General features: G+C 43.4%; 15 protein-coding genes. 7 read left to right on the forward strand and 8 right to left on the reverse strand.

Annotation, left to right across the window (positions count from 1 at the left end; genetic code table 11):
* Positions 1-457 (forward strand): DUF4145 domain-containing protein (locus K5Q99_RS19120; protein WP_220777806.1); only part of this gene is annotated, 457 nt, incomplete at its 5' end.
* 576 nt (positions 458-1,033) lie between these two features.
* On the opposite strand, the gene K5Q99_RS19125 is transcribed toward K5Q99_RS19120, so the two are convergent.
* The 3 genes from K5Q99_RS19125 to yjjX form a co-directional block, all read right to left on the reverse strand.
* On the reverse strand, positions 1,034-3,490 hold the full coding sequence (locus K5Q99_RS19125) for an ankyrin repeat domain-containing protein (RefSeq protein WP_220777807.1): 2,457 nt from the start codon (positions 3,488-3,490) through the stop codon (positions 1,034-1,036).
* Positions 3,491-3,733: 243 nt separating this feature from the next.
* Positions 3,734-4,777 (reverse strand): bifunctional helix-turn-helix transcriptional regulator/GNAT family N-acetyltransferase, encoded by a 1,044-nt coding sequence (locus K5Q99_RS19130; protein WP_220777808.1) that lies wholly within the window; start codon positions 4,775-4,777, stop codon positions 3,734-3,736.
* 4 nt (positions 4,778-4,781) lie between these two features.
* On the reverse strand, positions 4,782-5,342 hold the full coding sequence (gene yjjX / locus K5Q99_RS19135; RefSeq protein ID WP_106651531.1) for an inosine/xanthosine triphosphatase: 561 nt from the start codon (positions 5,340-5,342) through the stop codon (positions 4,782-4,784).
* Between the two features lie 702 nt (positions 5,343-6,044).
* Here yjjX and K5Q99_RS19140 point away from each other — a divergent pair.
* Complete coding sequence (locus tag K5Q99_RS19140; protein ID WP_220777809.1) at positions 6,045-7,340, forward strand: SLC5/6 family protein; 1,296 nt, start codon at positions 6,045-6,047, stop codon at positions 7,338-7,340.
* Positions 7,341-7,466: 126 nt separating this feature from the next.
* Here the strand turns inward: K5Q99_RS19140 and K5Q99_RS19145 are convergent, their stop codons facing one another.
* Positions 7,467-7,910, reverse strand: coding sequence for a GNAT family N-acetyltransferase (locus K5Q99_RS19145; protein WP_107949002.1), 444 nt, complete (start codon positions 7,908-7,910; stop codon positions 7,467-7,469).
* 212 nt (positions 7,911-8,122) lie between these two features.
* On the opposite strand from K5Q99_RS19145, the gene K5Q99_RS19150 reads away from it, so the two are divergent.
* On the forward strand, positions 8,123-8,419 hold the full coding sequence (locus tag K5Q99_RS19150; RefSeq protein WP_106651527.1) for a hypothetical protein: 297 nt from the start codon (positions 8,123-8,125) through the stop codon (positions 8,417-8,419).
* Between the two features lie 207 nt (positions 8,420-8,626).
* Complete coding sequence (locus tag K5Q99_RS19155; protein ID WP_106651526.1) at positions 8,627-9,961, forward strand: dicarboxylate/amino acid:cation symporter; 1,335 nt, start codon at positions 8,627-8,629, stop codon at positions 9,959-9,961.
* 123 nt (positions 9,962-10,084) lie between these two features.
* Here the strand turns inward: K5Q99_RS19155 and K5Q99_RS19160 are convergent, their stop codons facing one another.
* Positions 10,085-10,501, reverse strand: coding sequence for an META domain-containing protein (locus K5Q99_RS19160; RefSeq protein ID WP_106651525.1), 417 nt, complete (start codon positions 10,499-10,501; stop codon positions 10,085-10,087).
* A gap of 71 nt (positions 10,502-10,572) precedes the next feature.
* On the opposite strand from K5Q99_RS19160, the gene K5Q99_RS19165 reads away from it, so the two are divergent.
* Positions 10,573-10,803: a hypothetical protein gene (locus K5Q99_RS19165; protein ID WP_106651524.1), complete on the forward strand. Its 231-nt coding sequence runs from the start codon at positions 10,573-10,575 to the stop codon at positions 10,801-10,803.
* 71 nt (positions 10,804-10,874) lie between these two features.
* On the opposite strand, the gene K5Q99_RS19170 is transcribed toward K5Q99_RS19165, so the two are convergent.
* A complete protein-coding gene (locus K5Q99_RS19170) occupies positions 10,875-11,891 on the reverse strand; it encodes a GGDEF domain-containing protein (protein ID WP_220777810.1) in 1,017 nt (338 codons plus the stop codon).
* A gap of 168 nt (positions 11,892-12,059) precedes the next feature.
* Between K5Q99_RS19170 and K5Q99_RS19175 the strand changes: the two genes are divergently transcribed.
* Both K5Q99_RS19175 and K5Q99_RS19180 read left to right on the forward strand, forming a co-directional pair.
* Positions 12,060-12,602 carry a GNAT family N-acetyltransferase gene (locus K5Q99_RS19175; protein WP_220777811.1) on the forward strand — a complete coding sequence of 181 codons (543 nt, stop codon included), beginning with the start codon at positions 12,060-12,062 and terminating at the stop codon, positions 12,600-12,602.
* An 80-nt stretch (positions 12,603-12,682) separates the two neighbouring features.
* Positions 12,683-13,033, forward strand: coding sequence for a hypothetical protein (locus K5Q99_RS19180; protein ID WP_220777812.1), 351 nt, complete (start codon positions 12,683-12,685; stop codon positions 13,031-13,033).
* A gap of 38 nt (positions 13,034-13,071) precedes the next feature.
* Here K5Q99_RS19180 and K5Q99_RS19185 read toward each other — a convergent pair whose 3' ends face one another.
* Both K5Q99_RS19185 and K5Q99_RS19190 read right to left on the reverse strand, forming a co-directional pair.
* Positions 13,072-13,476, reverse strand: coding sequence for a GNAT family N-acetyltransferase (locus K5Q99_RS19185; protein WP_220777813.1), 405 nt, complete (start codon positions 13,474-13,476; stop codon positions 13,072-13,074).
* A 374-nt stretch (positions 13,477-13,850) separates the two neighbouring features.
* Entirely contained in the window at positions 13,851-14,810 is a 960-nt protein-coding gene (locus K5Q99_RS19190) for a hypothetical protein (protein WP_220777814.1), read from the reverse strand.
* Between the last annotated feature and the right edge of the window lie 130 nt (positions 14,811-14,940).

Consider the following 14,940-nt stretch of genomic DNA (forward strand, 5'->3'; position numbering starts at 1 on the left):
GTATAACTCAGAAGCGATTTATCCATTAGCGAATCATATCGAGCCACCAAGTAAGGATTTACCGAGTGATGTGATGAAAATATATAACGAAGCTGTATCTGTTTTTAAATTATCACCAAAGTCTGCAGCAGCATTGCTTAGACTTGCCTTGCAGAAGTTACTGAATCATCTAGGTCTGTCAGGCGATATTAACGAGATGATTAAGCAGAAAGTTTCTGATGGTGTAGGAAAAAAAATACAACAAGCAATGGACTTGGTTAGATACATTGGGAATCAAGCAGTGCATCCAGGAATGATTGATTTCGATGATGACAAAGACATTGCATTTTTGTTGTTTAGGTTGATAAATATAATTGCAAAAGAACTTATTACTATTCCAAGTGAAATTGACAGTTTATTCGAAAATATTATTCCTGTAAAACTGAAAGATAGCATTGCTAAGCGTGATAACAAATAATGCAGTATTACCTTTAGCGTACCCGTTAACGGGCAGGGCGGGATTAAGCTTTGTTAAATCAAGTAACAAATATACTTCCTGCTCATAAAACACTCTATTCATAAGTGAATAACACTCAGCCTTAATCATGTTTATGAGTGTTTTTCATACAAAATATCAGCATATTGTCTTGATTGCTCAATTTTTAGGTTAGTATGATCTCACCCTGCGTTAACGGGTACGCTTTTCTCCCGCCTAAAATCTCCATATACCTATGTGGAAAACCTGGTCATCCATTTTAGATAAACAACTGAATGGACTTGCAGTTTGCCTTTAACCAACTCTGGCTATAATTGCTTCAATGTAAGCCATCAAAAATCGCAGCGGCTGTATATAAGGCAACAAATAGCGCTAATTCATTCAAACATTAAGATTAGGTGTCTGAGTTTCGATTTAAGTTTCGGCCGTGTCAGTATCCTAAGTATCACTTTTTGTTAGCGTTAACCTCGAAAGAGTAAAGCCCCAAAGTTGGGGCTTTAGCCTTGGTTCTCGTTGGCAGTTAAGGAGCGAACCGCTACCCAAAGTAGGTGATAACAGTTACCAAAAGCGCTTTCTCAGTGCGGTTTCAATCTCGATATCAACCCTAAAGTACTGCAAAATCGTCCAGACAGAATCGACTAAGGCTTCGGTTAGGGCGGGATAATCATCCTCGATTAACTTGTTTATTTCATCGACCGTATCATCGATATATTCCTGCACGCTTTCTTCAAACTCCGCTTGGGTGGCCTGATTGCGGAAAAAGCTAAAGTCATTCAGTTTTTCAATCAGCAGATCGAGCTGTTCTTCTATGCCTTTAAATTGGGCGACAGTGATATCGGGATCCTTTGCGATAAGTTTAAAGAAGCTCTGCACTTTGGTTTTGAGATCAAACAGCGTTGGGATTTGGTTTTTATCTGAAGCCGCATTACTTACCTCTAATTTGGCCTTTTTAGACACTATATCTGGTTGGCCAGCAGGAGCGTTATCATCTGCCGTCTCGGTTGTCTGCATATTTGATATAGGCTTAGTTTCAGTCTGGACCTGAGCTTGAGTCGGCTGTTGCATTGTTTCGCCATTAATATGTTGCAGTAGGCGACGGCTGAAATAGCTTTCTGGCTCCGCGACTTCGAGTGCTCGCTTAAGCAGAGTTTCACTGTAGGAGGCTATTTGCAGCAGCGCTTCGAAAATCTCTTTATATTCATGCTCAATAGCCGCTATCAGCGGGCTATTGCCTAAGCTATTGGTCACGGTTAAGTTGGCGCCATATTGCTGCAATCGTCTTAAGATCCGCACCGCCGTTGATTCAAAGCGGGGGAACTCGATTGAACTGCCGCCTATCACAGCGCAAAGGGCGGGGGTGGTGTCTTCGGCATTGATGGCATTGGGGTTGGCGCCATGTTCGAGTAGCACCTCAACGCAGGACTGCGCGCCGTAGTAACAGGCGCACATCAGTGGCGTAAATTGCTCATCTACTGAGAATTCTTCAATTTTAGCTCCGTGTCGTAGTAACAGTTCTACGGTATTGCGCCGCATGGGGCCTGAGATTTGATCCCACCAGTAGGTCGAAATCGCCTTGTGTAGAATGGGCGAGTTATCGTGGCCGCAATGGGTAAAAATATCCCCGCCTTGGTTAATAAGCCATTCAAGTAGTTGGGTTCGACAGGAGATTGCCGCCGCAGACACATAGTTAGTGTTGTAGATATTGGTGAGGCTTAAATCCAGCCCTTTGGTGAGCAGATATTCCATCACTTGGATAAGTGTTGCTTGATCTTCTTTACCCGAACCACGCTGGCAGAGGGTGAGTAAGGTAGGTTCATCCACCGCACCAAATTTTTTATTGATATCCATACCGTATTGCAGGAACAGATCGAGAAACTCGGGCAGAAAGGTTTTGTTTTCGACCATGGGATAAATCAGTAGTCGTAAGTTCGACCAGACTAACATCTCATAGGCTTTACCCGTATTCACAAATTCGGCATTAGGATTAGCCCCATATTTGAGCAAGAGTTCAAGGGCTTGATAGATGTAACTCCGTTTATTCACATCGGTAAATTTGGCGTGATCAAGATATTGGTTGAGCAAGGGGGAATGGTCGGCATCGGGCGGAGTCATCCTATAGATGCGATTAATATCGACGGTGGCCTTAAGTAGCTTTTCGATAATCCCAAGGTCAAATTCTGAGGTCAATGCCGCATAGACCAAGCTTTTAGCGTGGGAATCGGCTTTGAGCTGCGGATAATGGTCTAGCAGATATTTAGTATATTCTTGTGATTTAGCATAAACACAAAGCTCGAGTAAATTGGCATCGTCCCAGAAGCTACTATCATTTGCCATAATATAACGGGACTTTTTATATTCAGGAAAGCGTTTTACTAAAGGAGAAAAGGCTTCAACTCCCCAAAATTCGCTCGAGGAAATAATATTTTCAATTAGACTTAATTTACCTATTTCTAATGGGATGTCTTTATTAATGATATGCAGAAATAGATCTTTACTTCGTTCATCATATAATATTTCTAGCGGGTGGTTTATTTCGCCATTGGTCCAGAAACTCACCGGTTTATTGATGTCTAACTTAGCTGCAAGTAGAAGGTCGATCATATCTCTACGTTGATGATCCTGGTAGATATACTGCGGATTAGGATGAAATAGATAGTTGAGCCAGCAATTATTGTATTGATTTTGAAAGTAAAGATTGGCACTAGAGTCTAGGTATAAGGTAACGAGTTCAGAGTTGTTATATTCAATAGCCGAATGCAAGGCACTGAAACCATTACATTCGATTTTAGCGCCTTTACTGAGCAAGTATTTTATAAGCACTAAATCGGACTGAGGACTGCAAGATAGTGGAACTAATATATTGCAGGGCGAAATATTGAGATCAATAAAATTGAGATCTCCACTATCGGCAATAAATTGATCAACTTTCTTTATTTTAGTCGCGGTCGAAAGTGTGTTATCTAGACATATTTCCCGAAGAGTGAGTTTCTTATCACTAAAAATCCAACTGAGCATAATGTTCCCTATTTAATGCCGTTAACAAAATGGTATCAAACACCTTTCAATTTATTAAAAATTGAGCGAGGTAAAATTGCCATATTTTAATGCAATTAAGTTAAGAAAAACTATGCCCTAAGACTGATAATTTAAATCATCTTGCTGAATAACATTTGCTGATACAAATTGATAATGCCAAACATGCTTAATCATGGCTGTTTGGCATTGTGACTTCTGTTTAAATTTTGCTGTGTATTTATTCTATTGATTAAGTTCTAGCAGCATAGGCATTTCGCAGGCGTCGTGGCCAGTGTTGCCTAGGGGAGCCGACAGATGCACAAAGCCCAATTTCTCATAGAGTTTTACGGCTTCATTTAGTACAGCGGTGGTTTCTAAATAGCAGCTTTGATAACCCGTTTCGCGGGCGAAATCGAGTGCCAGCAGCGCTAAACGTTTAGCTAAGCCTTTACCGCGGATTTCGGGCATAAAGTACATTTTTTGCAGTTCGCAGACGCCATCATTGTTAGCTAACGGCGCAATACCGGCGCCGCCTAAAATGCGCCCCTCTAATTCAATAATCCAATAGTTGGCGCCCGCTTGGGAGTAAATCTGGCTGAGGCAATCTAAGGTCGGGTCGGCCACGCTATAGCCTTTATCCGCGGTTAAGCCGTATTCGGCCGAAACATCGCGGATGACTTTGGCAATTGCGGCATCATCTTGGGCAGTGGCTTGGCGAATGTGGCAGCCACTTTGGTGTTTGGCGTTATGTACGGCTTGGTTATACAACATGAGCGCCTCTTCGATTTGTGAGGTTTGTGCTGGGGTCAGTTGGGCTAAGATTTCTTGAAATAATTGATTTTGCTGAGCGTCTAATTTCAGGAGTAACTTCTTCCCTGCGGGTGTGAGTTGTACCACTAAACAGCGGCTATCCCTTGGATGAATTTGACTCTGGGCAAGATTTTTATCAATCAGATGCTTAATCGCTCGGCTCGCATTGGACTTATCTATGCTGAGTTTGCAGGCCAGCTCTTTGATGGTCAGGGGCTGCTTACCTATCTCAAACAGGGCGTGGGCTTGCACGGGTGATAAGGGGAGATCCCCAAAGGCGGCGTTGAGCATGCCTAAATTTCTCACCAGATAGCGAGATAAATGCCTAAGTTGGGCGGATGAGCCTGACTCCGCCGTTTGCTTAGCGTGAGTCATAGGCATAACTGGAGTCGATGGTGCGTCTGTTTGAGCCATAGTCGAATGGGTTTGGTTGCATGTCACAACTAAGTTAGCGGGCTTCAACTGCGCTTGCAACATGTTACTAACAATTCTGTACGTAAATATCGGGATTTAATAGCGGCGCCATGGCGAGAATAATCGCTTGGGTATAATTGCTTTCACGGGTGGCGTGGCCGTGGGTGAGCAGGCCTATGGCACCGCCTTTTTGTTTAATATTGATAGTATTGAACAATCTATCCATCACATGTCCGAGTTCTTCACCCGCTTCTAATGCCCGATAAACCTGCATTGGCAGAGGTAAAATTGCGCTGCGGCCAATGGCAAGCTGATCTTTATGCCCAATGGCGATATAGGCGAATGTGGCTGGGCCAAAGTCGAAACAATCGACACCGCCTTCCATCGCAAAATAGTAGTCGGCCTGAGTATCTTGTTGATCCTGCTGTTGACAATAGCACACCCGATTAATCGCCCCTTGGCGAGTGTCTTTATCTGTCATTGGCTGCGCCGCAACACCTGAAGGCGCATCCATACCACTGGCTTCTATTATGCTGTCGGGGAACAGTTGTGCCATGGCGTTAGTTGCCGCGTTGATTTTTACCGGGTTTTTAGAACCCACTGTTATCTTGATAATGTTTTGTTGCATATAAGTTATTTAATTCAGCTTTTAATGTAGACGCTCGTTTGAATCATTGCTTAAATGGTATGAGGTGTCTAAGTGTTTGGGTTTTCTATTCTGCCACAGTCGTCGGCGAAGCTCAGTAAAAAGCCAACAGTAGGGGAGGCAATAGCCTGTCATTAAAGTGGTGAAGGCTCGGTTTACCATCTTACCTGGTAATATGTCGCTGTTTAATTTCGCTAGCCCAATACCCTATGCCTTTGCGCCAAAGCTTGAGCGTACTGATTGTGCGTTAATCGTTAACGGCTCACTCCGGCGTTGGTTCCGCAGTGAGCCGTTTTTTATACGCGTTTACAACTGATAGCGACTTGTAAAAATTTAACATTAGCGGATGTGATCTTGATCGACTCTAGTTATCGATATGCGGTACTGGATCATGTTTTGCTGATTTTTGTGATCTATCTCCGAATTGGTGTTTTTCTCGGCGCTTATGCTATGTGACTGGCTTTGGTTTGAGGTGAAAATATTGTGTCGTTAAGCGGTTTTTTATGTGTGTTTTTTGCTGCTGTATTGAAAATTTATTACATCAAATCAGCGATCTAGATCTCAATATCAGTTTATTATGAAATTCCCTTACATAAAGCCGTGTCAGATCAACTTTTATGGGCTTTTTTTGGTTATCCTTAGCGCGAATTTATTATGCTAGTCACACCGTAAGGTAACTTTTATATGCAAAAAGATGCGACCAGTGTTCTTGGAACACCTCAAAGCACACAGAGTTTAGATTCAACGAAACACTTACCTTGGACTCGCCAAGATACGACTTGGATGTTGAGTTTATTCGGCACTGCCGTAGGCGCTGGAATTTTATTTTTACCCATCAATGCGGGCATGGGCGGCTTTTGGCCTTTGGTATTAATGGCTGCAATTATTGGTCCTATGACCTATCTTGCCCACCGCGGTTTATCTCGTTTTGTTTGTTCATCAAGCATTCCCGGCAGCGACATTACCCAAGTCGTAGAAGAGCATTTTGGTGTGGGTGCGGGTAAGGCCATTACCGTACTGTATTTCTTTGCTATCTATCCGATTGTATTAATTTACGGTGTGGGTATTACTAACACTGTTGATAGCTTTATCGTCAACCAATTAGGTATGGCCTCGCCACCACGCTTCATTTTATCGGGTGTATTGATCCTCGGTATGATGGCTGTGATGGTTGCGGGTGAAAAGTTCATGCTGAAAGTGACACAATTACTGGTGTATCCGCTGGTGGGTATTTTGGCCTTTATGTCTATCTACCTGATCCCTGAGTGGAAAATGGATGCCTTACAAGTTGTGCCTGAGGCGGGTGCATTTTTAGGCACAGTGTGGTTAACGATTCCTGTGCTCGTGTTCGCCTTTAACCATTCTCCTGCGATTTCACAGTTCTCTGTGTCACTAAAACGTGAGCATGGCGCCAATGCTTCTCGTAAAGCCGACGTGATTTTACGTAACACTTCGATGATGTTAGTGGGCTTTGTGATGTTGTTTGTGTTCTCTTGTGTGCTGTCGCTATCACCAGCCCAATTGGCAGAAGCGAAAGCGCAGAACTTACCGATTTTGTCTTACCTCGCCAACGTGCATTCAAGTGGTTTTGTAAGCTACTTTGGTCCGTTTATCGCCTTTATCGCGATTGTGTCCTCTTTCTTCGGCCATTACATGGGCGCGACAGAAGGCATGAAAGGGGTGATTGTTAAGCAGTTACGTTCAAGCGGCAAATCAGTGACTGATACTAAGATCGACAAGTTCATCCTAGGTTTTATGTTTGTCACTATCTGGGCAGTAGCTGTGATCAACCCAAGTATCTTAGGCATGATTGAAGCCTTAGGTGGCCCAATTATCGCGGCTATCCTGTACTTGATGCCTATGTACGCTGTATACAAAGTGCCAGCGTTAAAAGCCTATCGTGGCCGTATCAGCAATATCTTAGTGATCATTGCCGGCTTATTGGCGATGACGGCGATTCTGTTTGGTTTCTTCCGTTAAGTTTTGCCAGTGCAGTGAAGCTTAACGAGGAGTTAACGTTAGGCTTTTACTCTGAATCTTGACCCATAAAAAAGGATCGTGCCATTGGCCCGATCCTTTTTTATTGTGAATAAGCTATTGAAGGGATTATTTTTCTTCGTACATTAAGTAGTAACTCTGCTTCATCCCTAATGCTTGATAGGTCTGCTGGGCAGCAAGGTTTTCTTGCTCGACATATAAACGGAAGCTGGCGGCGCCACCATTGGCTTCGGCCAGTTGTTTGACTTCACTGTAGAGCTTGCCATAAATGCCTTGGCGACGATTTTGCGGGCGAATATACACACTCTGGATCCAGTAATAATCCTTGGCGCGCCAATCGCTCCATTCAAATGTCACCATCAGCGAGCCGACTATCTCACCTTCAAGTTCGGCGACAAGGTAAAAGCCTTTTTGCGGACTTTCAAGTAGCGTGCCTACGCCGCGGGTCAGTGTTGCTTCATCTAAGGCTAAGCCTTCAGTTTCTTGGGCCATCGCCTGATTAAATTGGACTAAGGCACTGAGGTCCTGAGCTTTAGCTTTACGGATCAACATACAACAACTCCTAGGCGGTTATTGAGTAATACCGCTCTTGTTTAGTGAACAACCATTTTGTGGCTCACTTTAGCATGGAACATTGTGGGATAACGAGTTCGGCAGTGGCAGGTTTGGCACTGATATTATTTGTTGTTGCGGATTTTTGTACGACTAAAGTCTTATCTGCTAGGCTTGTCTCTAGTACCCTTTTTGAACTAAGTGAGCTAATGATGGGATTCGTTAAGTCGACACGCCGCTATAAGCTTAAGGTTTTACCTGCCTTTGAGCTTGGTGCTGATGAGAAAATAAATCATCGTTTACACTTTGTATTCACTTTATTGAGCTTTGGTTTATGGGGATTAGTTTGGTGGTGGTTGATCTTGAAAGCTAAGGGTAAGTCTGACTTTATTTTCAGTGGTTTTGATGACGATTACTGGAGTTATTTGATTGAACGTGAGCAACCGCCAGCAGCGCTTTATCGTCAGCAAATTGCACCTGTTATGGTGACAGTCTATTTTGATGCTTAATATAAAGGTTAAGTATGCAGTCGCGATGGTTGATGTCGTTGGCATATTTGGCTGGTTTTACGGCGGTTGGCATCAACGTGATACAGATCATCCTTAGATTTTTGCCCGTTATGCTAGACTCTGCGCTCAGCTAATTTGGGGAATAAATTAGTGCCAGCCAAGGATAGGCATTCGCCCGTTCTTCATTTCAAATTCAAGGTTATTAACATGTCAAAACAAACGTCATCAATGTTAGGCCGTACATGGTCCTACTGGATGTCAGTGCCTCTGTGGCTACAAATTCTAGTCGGTATGGTGCTCGGAATTACGGTTGGCGTAGTATTAGGTGAGCAAGCGACGGTGTTAAAACCGATTGGAACCTTATTCGTCAATATTATTAAGATGTTGATTGTGCCGTTAGTGTTTTGTTCACTGATCGTGGGTGTGACTTCGATGGAAGACACTGCCAAGATGGGCCGGATTGGTTTTAAGTCCTTTACTTTCTATCTTTGTACTACGGCAATTGCTATCAGTATTGGATTGGCCGTTGGATATGTTATCCAGCCAGGTGCGGGTCTTGATTTACCCTTACCCTCAGGTGTTTCTGATGTAGCGAAGGAAGTGCCTTCGGTAATGCAGACTCTGATTGATATAGTCCCAACCAACCCTATCGCGGCGTTAGCTAACGGTCAGATCTTGCAAGTTATCGTTTTTGCGGTTGCCTTAGGGATTGCCTTAGTGTTGATCGGTGACCATGGAAAACCAGCGATTAAAGTGTTCGAGAGTCTTGCTGAAGCCATGTACAAGTTAACCGATATGGTGATGAAGCTGGCGCCCTATGGTGTATTTGGATTGATGGCTTGGGTGGCGGGAGCATACGGGATTGAAATGTTACTCCCTCTGCTTAAGGTTATTGTTGCCGTCTACGTTGGCTGCATTATTCACGTATTAGGCTTCTACAGTATTGTTTTGAGTATGTTTTCTAAGCTGAATCCTTTACATTTTTTCAAGGGGATCAGTAATGCAATGGCTGTGGCATTTACTACCTCTAGTTCAGCAGGTACCTTACCTGCGAGCATGAAATGCGCCAGCGAATACTTAGGTGTTAACAAGAAAATTTCCAGTTTTGTATTGCCGTTGGGTACAACCATTAACATGGATGGCACCGCTTTATATCAAGGTGTGACGGCTCTTTTTGTCGCCCAAGCTTTTGGTATTGACTTAACTTGGGTAGATTACCTCACCATCATTTTAACGGCGACCTTAGCCTCAATTGGTACGGCGGGCGTACCTGGCGCGGGTTTGGTGATGTTGACGTTAGTATTATCGACAGTCGGTTTACCCTTGGAAGGCGTGGCGTTAATTGCTGGGATTGACCGGATTTTGGATATGGCACGCACGGTAGTTAACGTATCCGGTGATTTAGTGGCGACAACTGTGATTGCTAAATCTGAGGATGAATTGGATATGGAGCACTACAATGCCGATATGGTGCAAAGTGCCGTGCTAGCCGAGCAGAATATCGCCCTCGAAACCGCGGCTGAGCAAAGCGCTAAAGTCTAGTCGTCTTTGGTTGCTGGTTGTAGAACGAAAAAACCGCCAATGGCGGTTTTTTTATGCGAGTCAATTGTACTTTGCTGAAGCTTATCTCGTTGAGTTTACTTCAGTTAGCTTACTTCACAGGGCTTACTTCAATTGACTCAAGACTAGCACTGGCTTGCCGTCGCTGTTAAGTAGCGTCAGGCGACCTTGCACTAACTTAGCTTTGGCCACTAATGGCATTGCTTGCATGACTTTGTGCTCTTGCTGCATTAGCGCATCGACACAGGCTTTCATTGTGCTACCAGCAGGAGATAGCTTAAGCTCTTGGCCTTGCTGGGTATATTGACCGAAAAAGTTATTACAGCTGTTGTTGCCGTGTAATTTGCCTTCGGCCTCAAAGGTGATTTGCGCTGGGCTGTAATCGATAGTCGGTTGGCCTTGAACCATCTCAATGTGCCAGCTGCCCTCTAATGGAATGGTCTCATTTTGGGCGACATCGGTACTTTGGCAGGCGGTGAGTCCCAACAGTAGCGCACCTAAGATGAATGTTTGTTTTAACATCGTTACGGTTCCTTTTTCCATGGTTATGGCCATAGTGTGACAAGTTTTATCAAAGATCTAAAGAGGTTTATATGTCGGACTCATTTAAAAGTACTATGAATTTGTTGAAGTTTTTACATTGGTTAGGCGTATTGATGCTAGTTTGTGGACTTGGGTTCTATATGTTGACGCAATGGAGTCTAGAGATAAGCGGCATGTTACTGATCTCAAGCCTGATTGGCTTAGGATTGGTCCTGATGTCACCCTATCCCGTGGTGCTGTTTATCCAATGGGCGAAGCGCCAGGATGAGCAATCCAAGTGATTTTGTACTGCCTCAAATTAAATCTATATTTCAGTTAAGCCTAAAATTGATTACATCACTGCTTGATTAACTTAAAGCGCCGCCGAATCTGCGGCGGGATTATCGTATAAGCTTGAGTCTATGGCGGGCTTAATTGGCGAGTCTTCAATCTCAGGCATGGCTGGGCGCATAGAATCGAGTTTACCCCGCGCGAGTTCCATCATGGGCGCGAGTTTGGCGCTGGATTCCGGGGTGAAAAAACTGTAGCTCGCATCGAGTCTAAGTCGATGATTTTGCTGTTCAAGCAGTTTTTCAACCCGCTTCATAATATGTTGAATATCCCGTTCACCATCCACAAAGGCCAGTACCACAAATTGCGTGGTGTTGTAGTGGGCGGCTACGTCGGCGGTCCGTATCGTATCTTGAATTAACTTACCCAACAGCCTGTGATGATTATCTTCGAGGGGGACTGGCGCGTTATCCGGACTCAATAATTCAAAGAAGATGATGCCTGCATGGGCACCAAAGCGGCGGCCTAAATTGAGTTGTCTTGGCGCCATCATCAAAAAACCATAATGATTGAGCATGCCGGTTTCTTGATCGCGCATCGAAAGGGATTCAATGCGATGGTTCTGGCACAGCAGAGATAATTCCTGTTGCAGCAATATCTGGAACGGTTCGAGCATAGCGGCATTGGCTAGCGGCTCTGTCATATGTGGGTTGAGTACGCACAGGGCGCCAAATTGGCTGCCATCGGGCCAAGCGATTGGGCGCGAGAGAATGTGCTGAATGCCATCAAAATCCCGTGGTAAATCATCCAACATAAAACTGCCAAGGTTGTGATATAAGCCATCGGGTTGGCTATTTTGGATTTGTTGGAAAAGTTCGAACTCAGCGGGGTACAAAGTACCCGCAGTAAATTGTGGTGTTTCAGTGATTGCACTGACAATGATCTCAAATCTGGCGCTGGTCTTTTGGAATATAAAAACCGTGTTAGCGTTGTAATAGCTTTTGATTAGCTCACATTGGTGCATCCAGCGAGTGAGATTCACTTGCTGATTGTCGCTATCAAGTAAACTCAGGTTGGGATTGATGGTCTCGGGCAACATACAAACGCCTAACTAGGGCTAAATATCGATTAAGTTTGGGAAATAAAAGGGGATTTAGCAAATCAAGGCACTAAATAGCACCTTGTTCTAGCTGTGCCTACTAAGCCAACCGAGTATACTGACGGCCTTAAATTGGGCCTAAAGCCAACATTATGCTGTGAGAACACTGTGAAGATTAGATTAGCCTTACCCCAAGATGTTGATTTATTAGCGATGCTAGAGAAAAAACATCTCAATGACGAATTAGCCTCCGCCAATATGGGACTGCAAGGGCAAGCTTTTTCCCACAGTGAATTGAGCGAATTAGTGCTGCATCATTGGGTCGTAGTGGCGCAGGTTGAGCAGCAGATCGTCGGTTATGTGATTGCCGGCCGTTGGGGATTTTTCGAACATTGGCCCATTTATCGCACTTTGTTGAATCGTTTGGGGCAACTCGATTGGGATGGACCAAAATTAACTAAGACTAACTCATGCCAATACGGGCCGATTTGGGTGCAGCAAGCCTACCGTGGGCAAGGGATTTTTGAGGCGTTAGTCAGTGAAATTCGTCGCCAAGTTGCTCCGCATTTTAGTTATATGTTGACCTTTATTGCCGAAGATAATGAACGCTCCTTTGCCGCCCACTCGGGAAAAGCGCACATGCAGGTAGTGGATTTTTTCACTGTGTCGGCGCGGGATTACTATTTAATGGCGGCAAAGACTCAAGCTTAGTTGTTCGATGATAGACATTAAGGATTCAATCTCTACTGCGTAAATACCCCGAGTTCAGGTTAAATAACGGAGATAAATACATGAATGTACAATTTGTTGAGTCACTCTTAACGGCCTATGCCGAAGTCAATTTATCGGCTTGGGACAACTTGAGATTGGTCCTATCTGAGTGCGCCCACCATGAATGTGAGGCGAAGGGATTTGAAGTCGAGTTTGTTTCCGATTCAGGACAAGCGCAGCATTATTGGGTACAAGTGGGGAATATTTGGCTCGATTGTGGCCGAACCAATGCCTATTCGGCGACGATAACGCAACTGACGGATGAGCAAGTCAACCGCACGAATACGAAAAAGGCGCTAGAGTGCGCCATTTTATCCCAAGAGCAGATTGGTCTACTTTGCATGCAAAACGCCCATTTCGACCATTGCTAAGTGTGTTAATTCAGTCTGTTTCTCAATCGCTTTTTTGATCAATACTTCTTCATCAAAAAGATGCGCTGAGGGTCAGTGGTGACTGTGCCTATGATCTCAAATCCTTGTTTTTCATAAAACACAGGTGCTTGAATCGATAAGGTATCCACTTGAGCTACCAAGCAACCCCGTTGTTTCGCTTCAGCTTCAGCAAGCGCCATGAGTTTATGCCCAAGCCCAGTGCCTCTGGTTTGGTCATCAACCCAGACAACATTGATTAAGAAGTTTTTATAGATAGTCCGGCCACCCACACCACCAATCAACTTGCCAGTTTCATCACGTGCTATGACAGTCAAAGGCACTGATTTCTCAGGTCCTAACAGCCCAGCATTAAATTGCCTAACGCCGTCTACTAGCGCATCCACAATCGCGCTATTTTCTTCATGAATAACTTCAAATTTCACTTAAATTTCTTCCTTAAAAATATTTTTGCTTTCAAATCATATAGCAACTATCAATAAACTCAATATTGGACATAAACGAGTTAGAACGGAGACCTAAGCTCAAAATTTTTGATTAGATAAGTTTTGAGTAATTTATAAGATAATGCGCCTGATTCATTAGCAATAATAAGCAGGAGCCTGTGGATGTTTTTCTTGAATATGCGCGTTTATAATTTGTCAGTCAGCACTTACGTTAATACTAAGCAACATTGTCTTCAATTTTTAGATTTTAAAGATTCCTGCTAATTTGTCATTGCCAAATATTTTAACAACGAAATTAGCAGACATCTAATTTATCTTAGAGAAAAAACATGATAATTGCTTCGCTGTAATACTTAAAGTATCTCATAATGATTCATTGGAATTTGTGATACATGGTCAAGGCGCCATGCTCCCTCTTCGTATATAAAGCTCACTGAATGTAACTCATCTTTAAAATGATATTCTGTAGCAGAATCATTTAATAAACCGTAGTAGTTACGCTGGATATTCTCATAGCCTTTTTCGATATTCATCATCGCAAAATAGCCAGGCATAAACATTAATTGGCTCAACGCTTTGTCAGATTCTCGGCTTATGTTCGGCACATCTTCACGCTTAAAACGTTCAGAAAATAACGCAGAGAATACTTGTTCATTCTTGTAATTCAAATAGGCTGAAATTGTCCAATTAGCGAGTAGTAGGTCAAATGATTGCTTAGCATGATTCAAGTTTTCCAAAGGCGTGTCACCTTTGTTAGAAACATAATCTTGATAATATTGCTCAGCATCTACTACGGTTTTCTTTAACAGTAATGCCATTTTTAGCTCAGTTTCAGATCCAGATTTATTGAGAATATCGACGAACTGATCGACTGCATTAACTTGTTCTGCCCAACTTTTGAAACCTCCCTGAAGAAATGGTGCGAACTCACTTTTATACTTTTCTGCAAGATTTCTCAATTTGAGTTCCTCAAATTTTGCTTCTTTAACGCCTGTGGCAAACCTATCTTTAAATTGACCCATTTTAGTATTTTCGGGTTTTAGCAACCCATAACTTGAACCGCTATAAGGGTCGGGCGTGTCAGAAGAATTCTCTTTTGCTATAATTGATTGGATTGGTCTTTCGCCTTTGAAAGCTTTATCTAATCTTGACTGAGTTGCCGAATTTATTGCTATTTTAGCTTCAATATCATCATCGGAAATTTTGGCAAAAGCAGCAGCATGTTCTATTACAGCGTTAGCGACTAACTCTGATGACAACATTTTTTGGTATTGATAATAGTTACACCTGCGATCGCATGCTGTCATCGCCATGCTCTGAAGGATCCCCTCATAAATCAGCCATAGCATAGCCATATTTGAGCAACTGATTGGCGAATAATACCCAGGCCGCCAGCAATTCTTTCTCCGTGATTTGATAATCAGGCCGCCTGAGTACCTCCAA

The sequence above is a fragment of the Shewanella hafniensis genome (genome assembly GCF_019655335.1).
GTDB lineage: Bacteria > Pseudomonadota > Gammaproteobacteria > Enterobacterales > Shewanellaceae > Shewanella > Shewanella hafniensis.

Coding starts and splice junctions, on each gene's coding strand:
- K5Q99_RS19125 (WP_220777807.1), bottom strand. CDS start 3,490: ATGCTCAGTTGGATTTTTAGTGATAAGAAACTCACTCTTCGGGAAATA.
- K5Q99_RS19130 (WP_220777808.1), bottom strand. CDS start 4,777: ATGTTGCAAGCGCAGTTGAAGCCCGCTAACTTAGTTGTGACATGCAAC.
- yjjX (WP_106651531.1), bottom strand. CDS start 5,342: ATGCAACAAAACATTATCAAGATAACAGTGGGTTCTAAAAACCCGGTA.
- K5Q99_RS19140 (WP_220777809.1), top strand. CDS start 6,045: ATGCAAAAAGATGCGACCAGTGTTCTTGGAACACCTCAAAGCACACAG.
- K5Q99_RS19145 (WP_107949002.1), bottom strand. CDS start 7,910: ATGTTGATCCGTAAAGCTAAAGCTCAGGACCTCAGTGCCTTAGTCCAA.
- K5Q99_RS19150 (WP_106651527.1), top strand. CDS start 8,123: ATGGGATTCGTTAAGTCGACACGCCGCTATAAGCTTAAGGTTTTACCT.
- K5Q99_RS19155 (WP_106651526.1), top strand. CDS start 8,627: ATGTCAAAACAAACGTCATCAATGTTAGGCCGTACATGGTCCTACTGG.
- K5Q99_RS19160 (WP_106651525.1), bottom strand. CDS start 10,501: ATGTTAAAACAAACATTCATCTTAGGTGCGCTACTGTTGGGACTCACC.
- K5Q99_RS19165 (WP_106651524.1), top strand. CDS start 10,573: ATGTCGGACTCATTTAAAAGTACTATGAATTTGTTGAAGTTTTTACAT.
- K5Q99_RS19170 (WP_220777810.1), bottom strand. CDS start 11,891: ATGTTGCCCGAGACCATCAATCCCAACCTGAGTTTACTTGATAGCGAC.
- K5Q99_RS19180 (WP_220777812.1), top strand. CDS start 12,683: ATGAATGTACAATTTGTTGAGTCACTCTTAACGGCCTATGCCGAAGTC.
- K5Q99_RS19190 (WP_220777814.1), bottom strand. CDS start 14,810: ATGGCGATGACAGCATGCGATCGCAGGTGTAACTATTATCAATACCAA.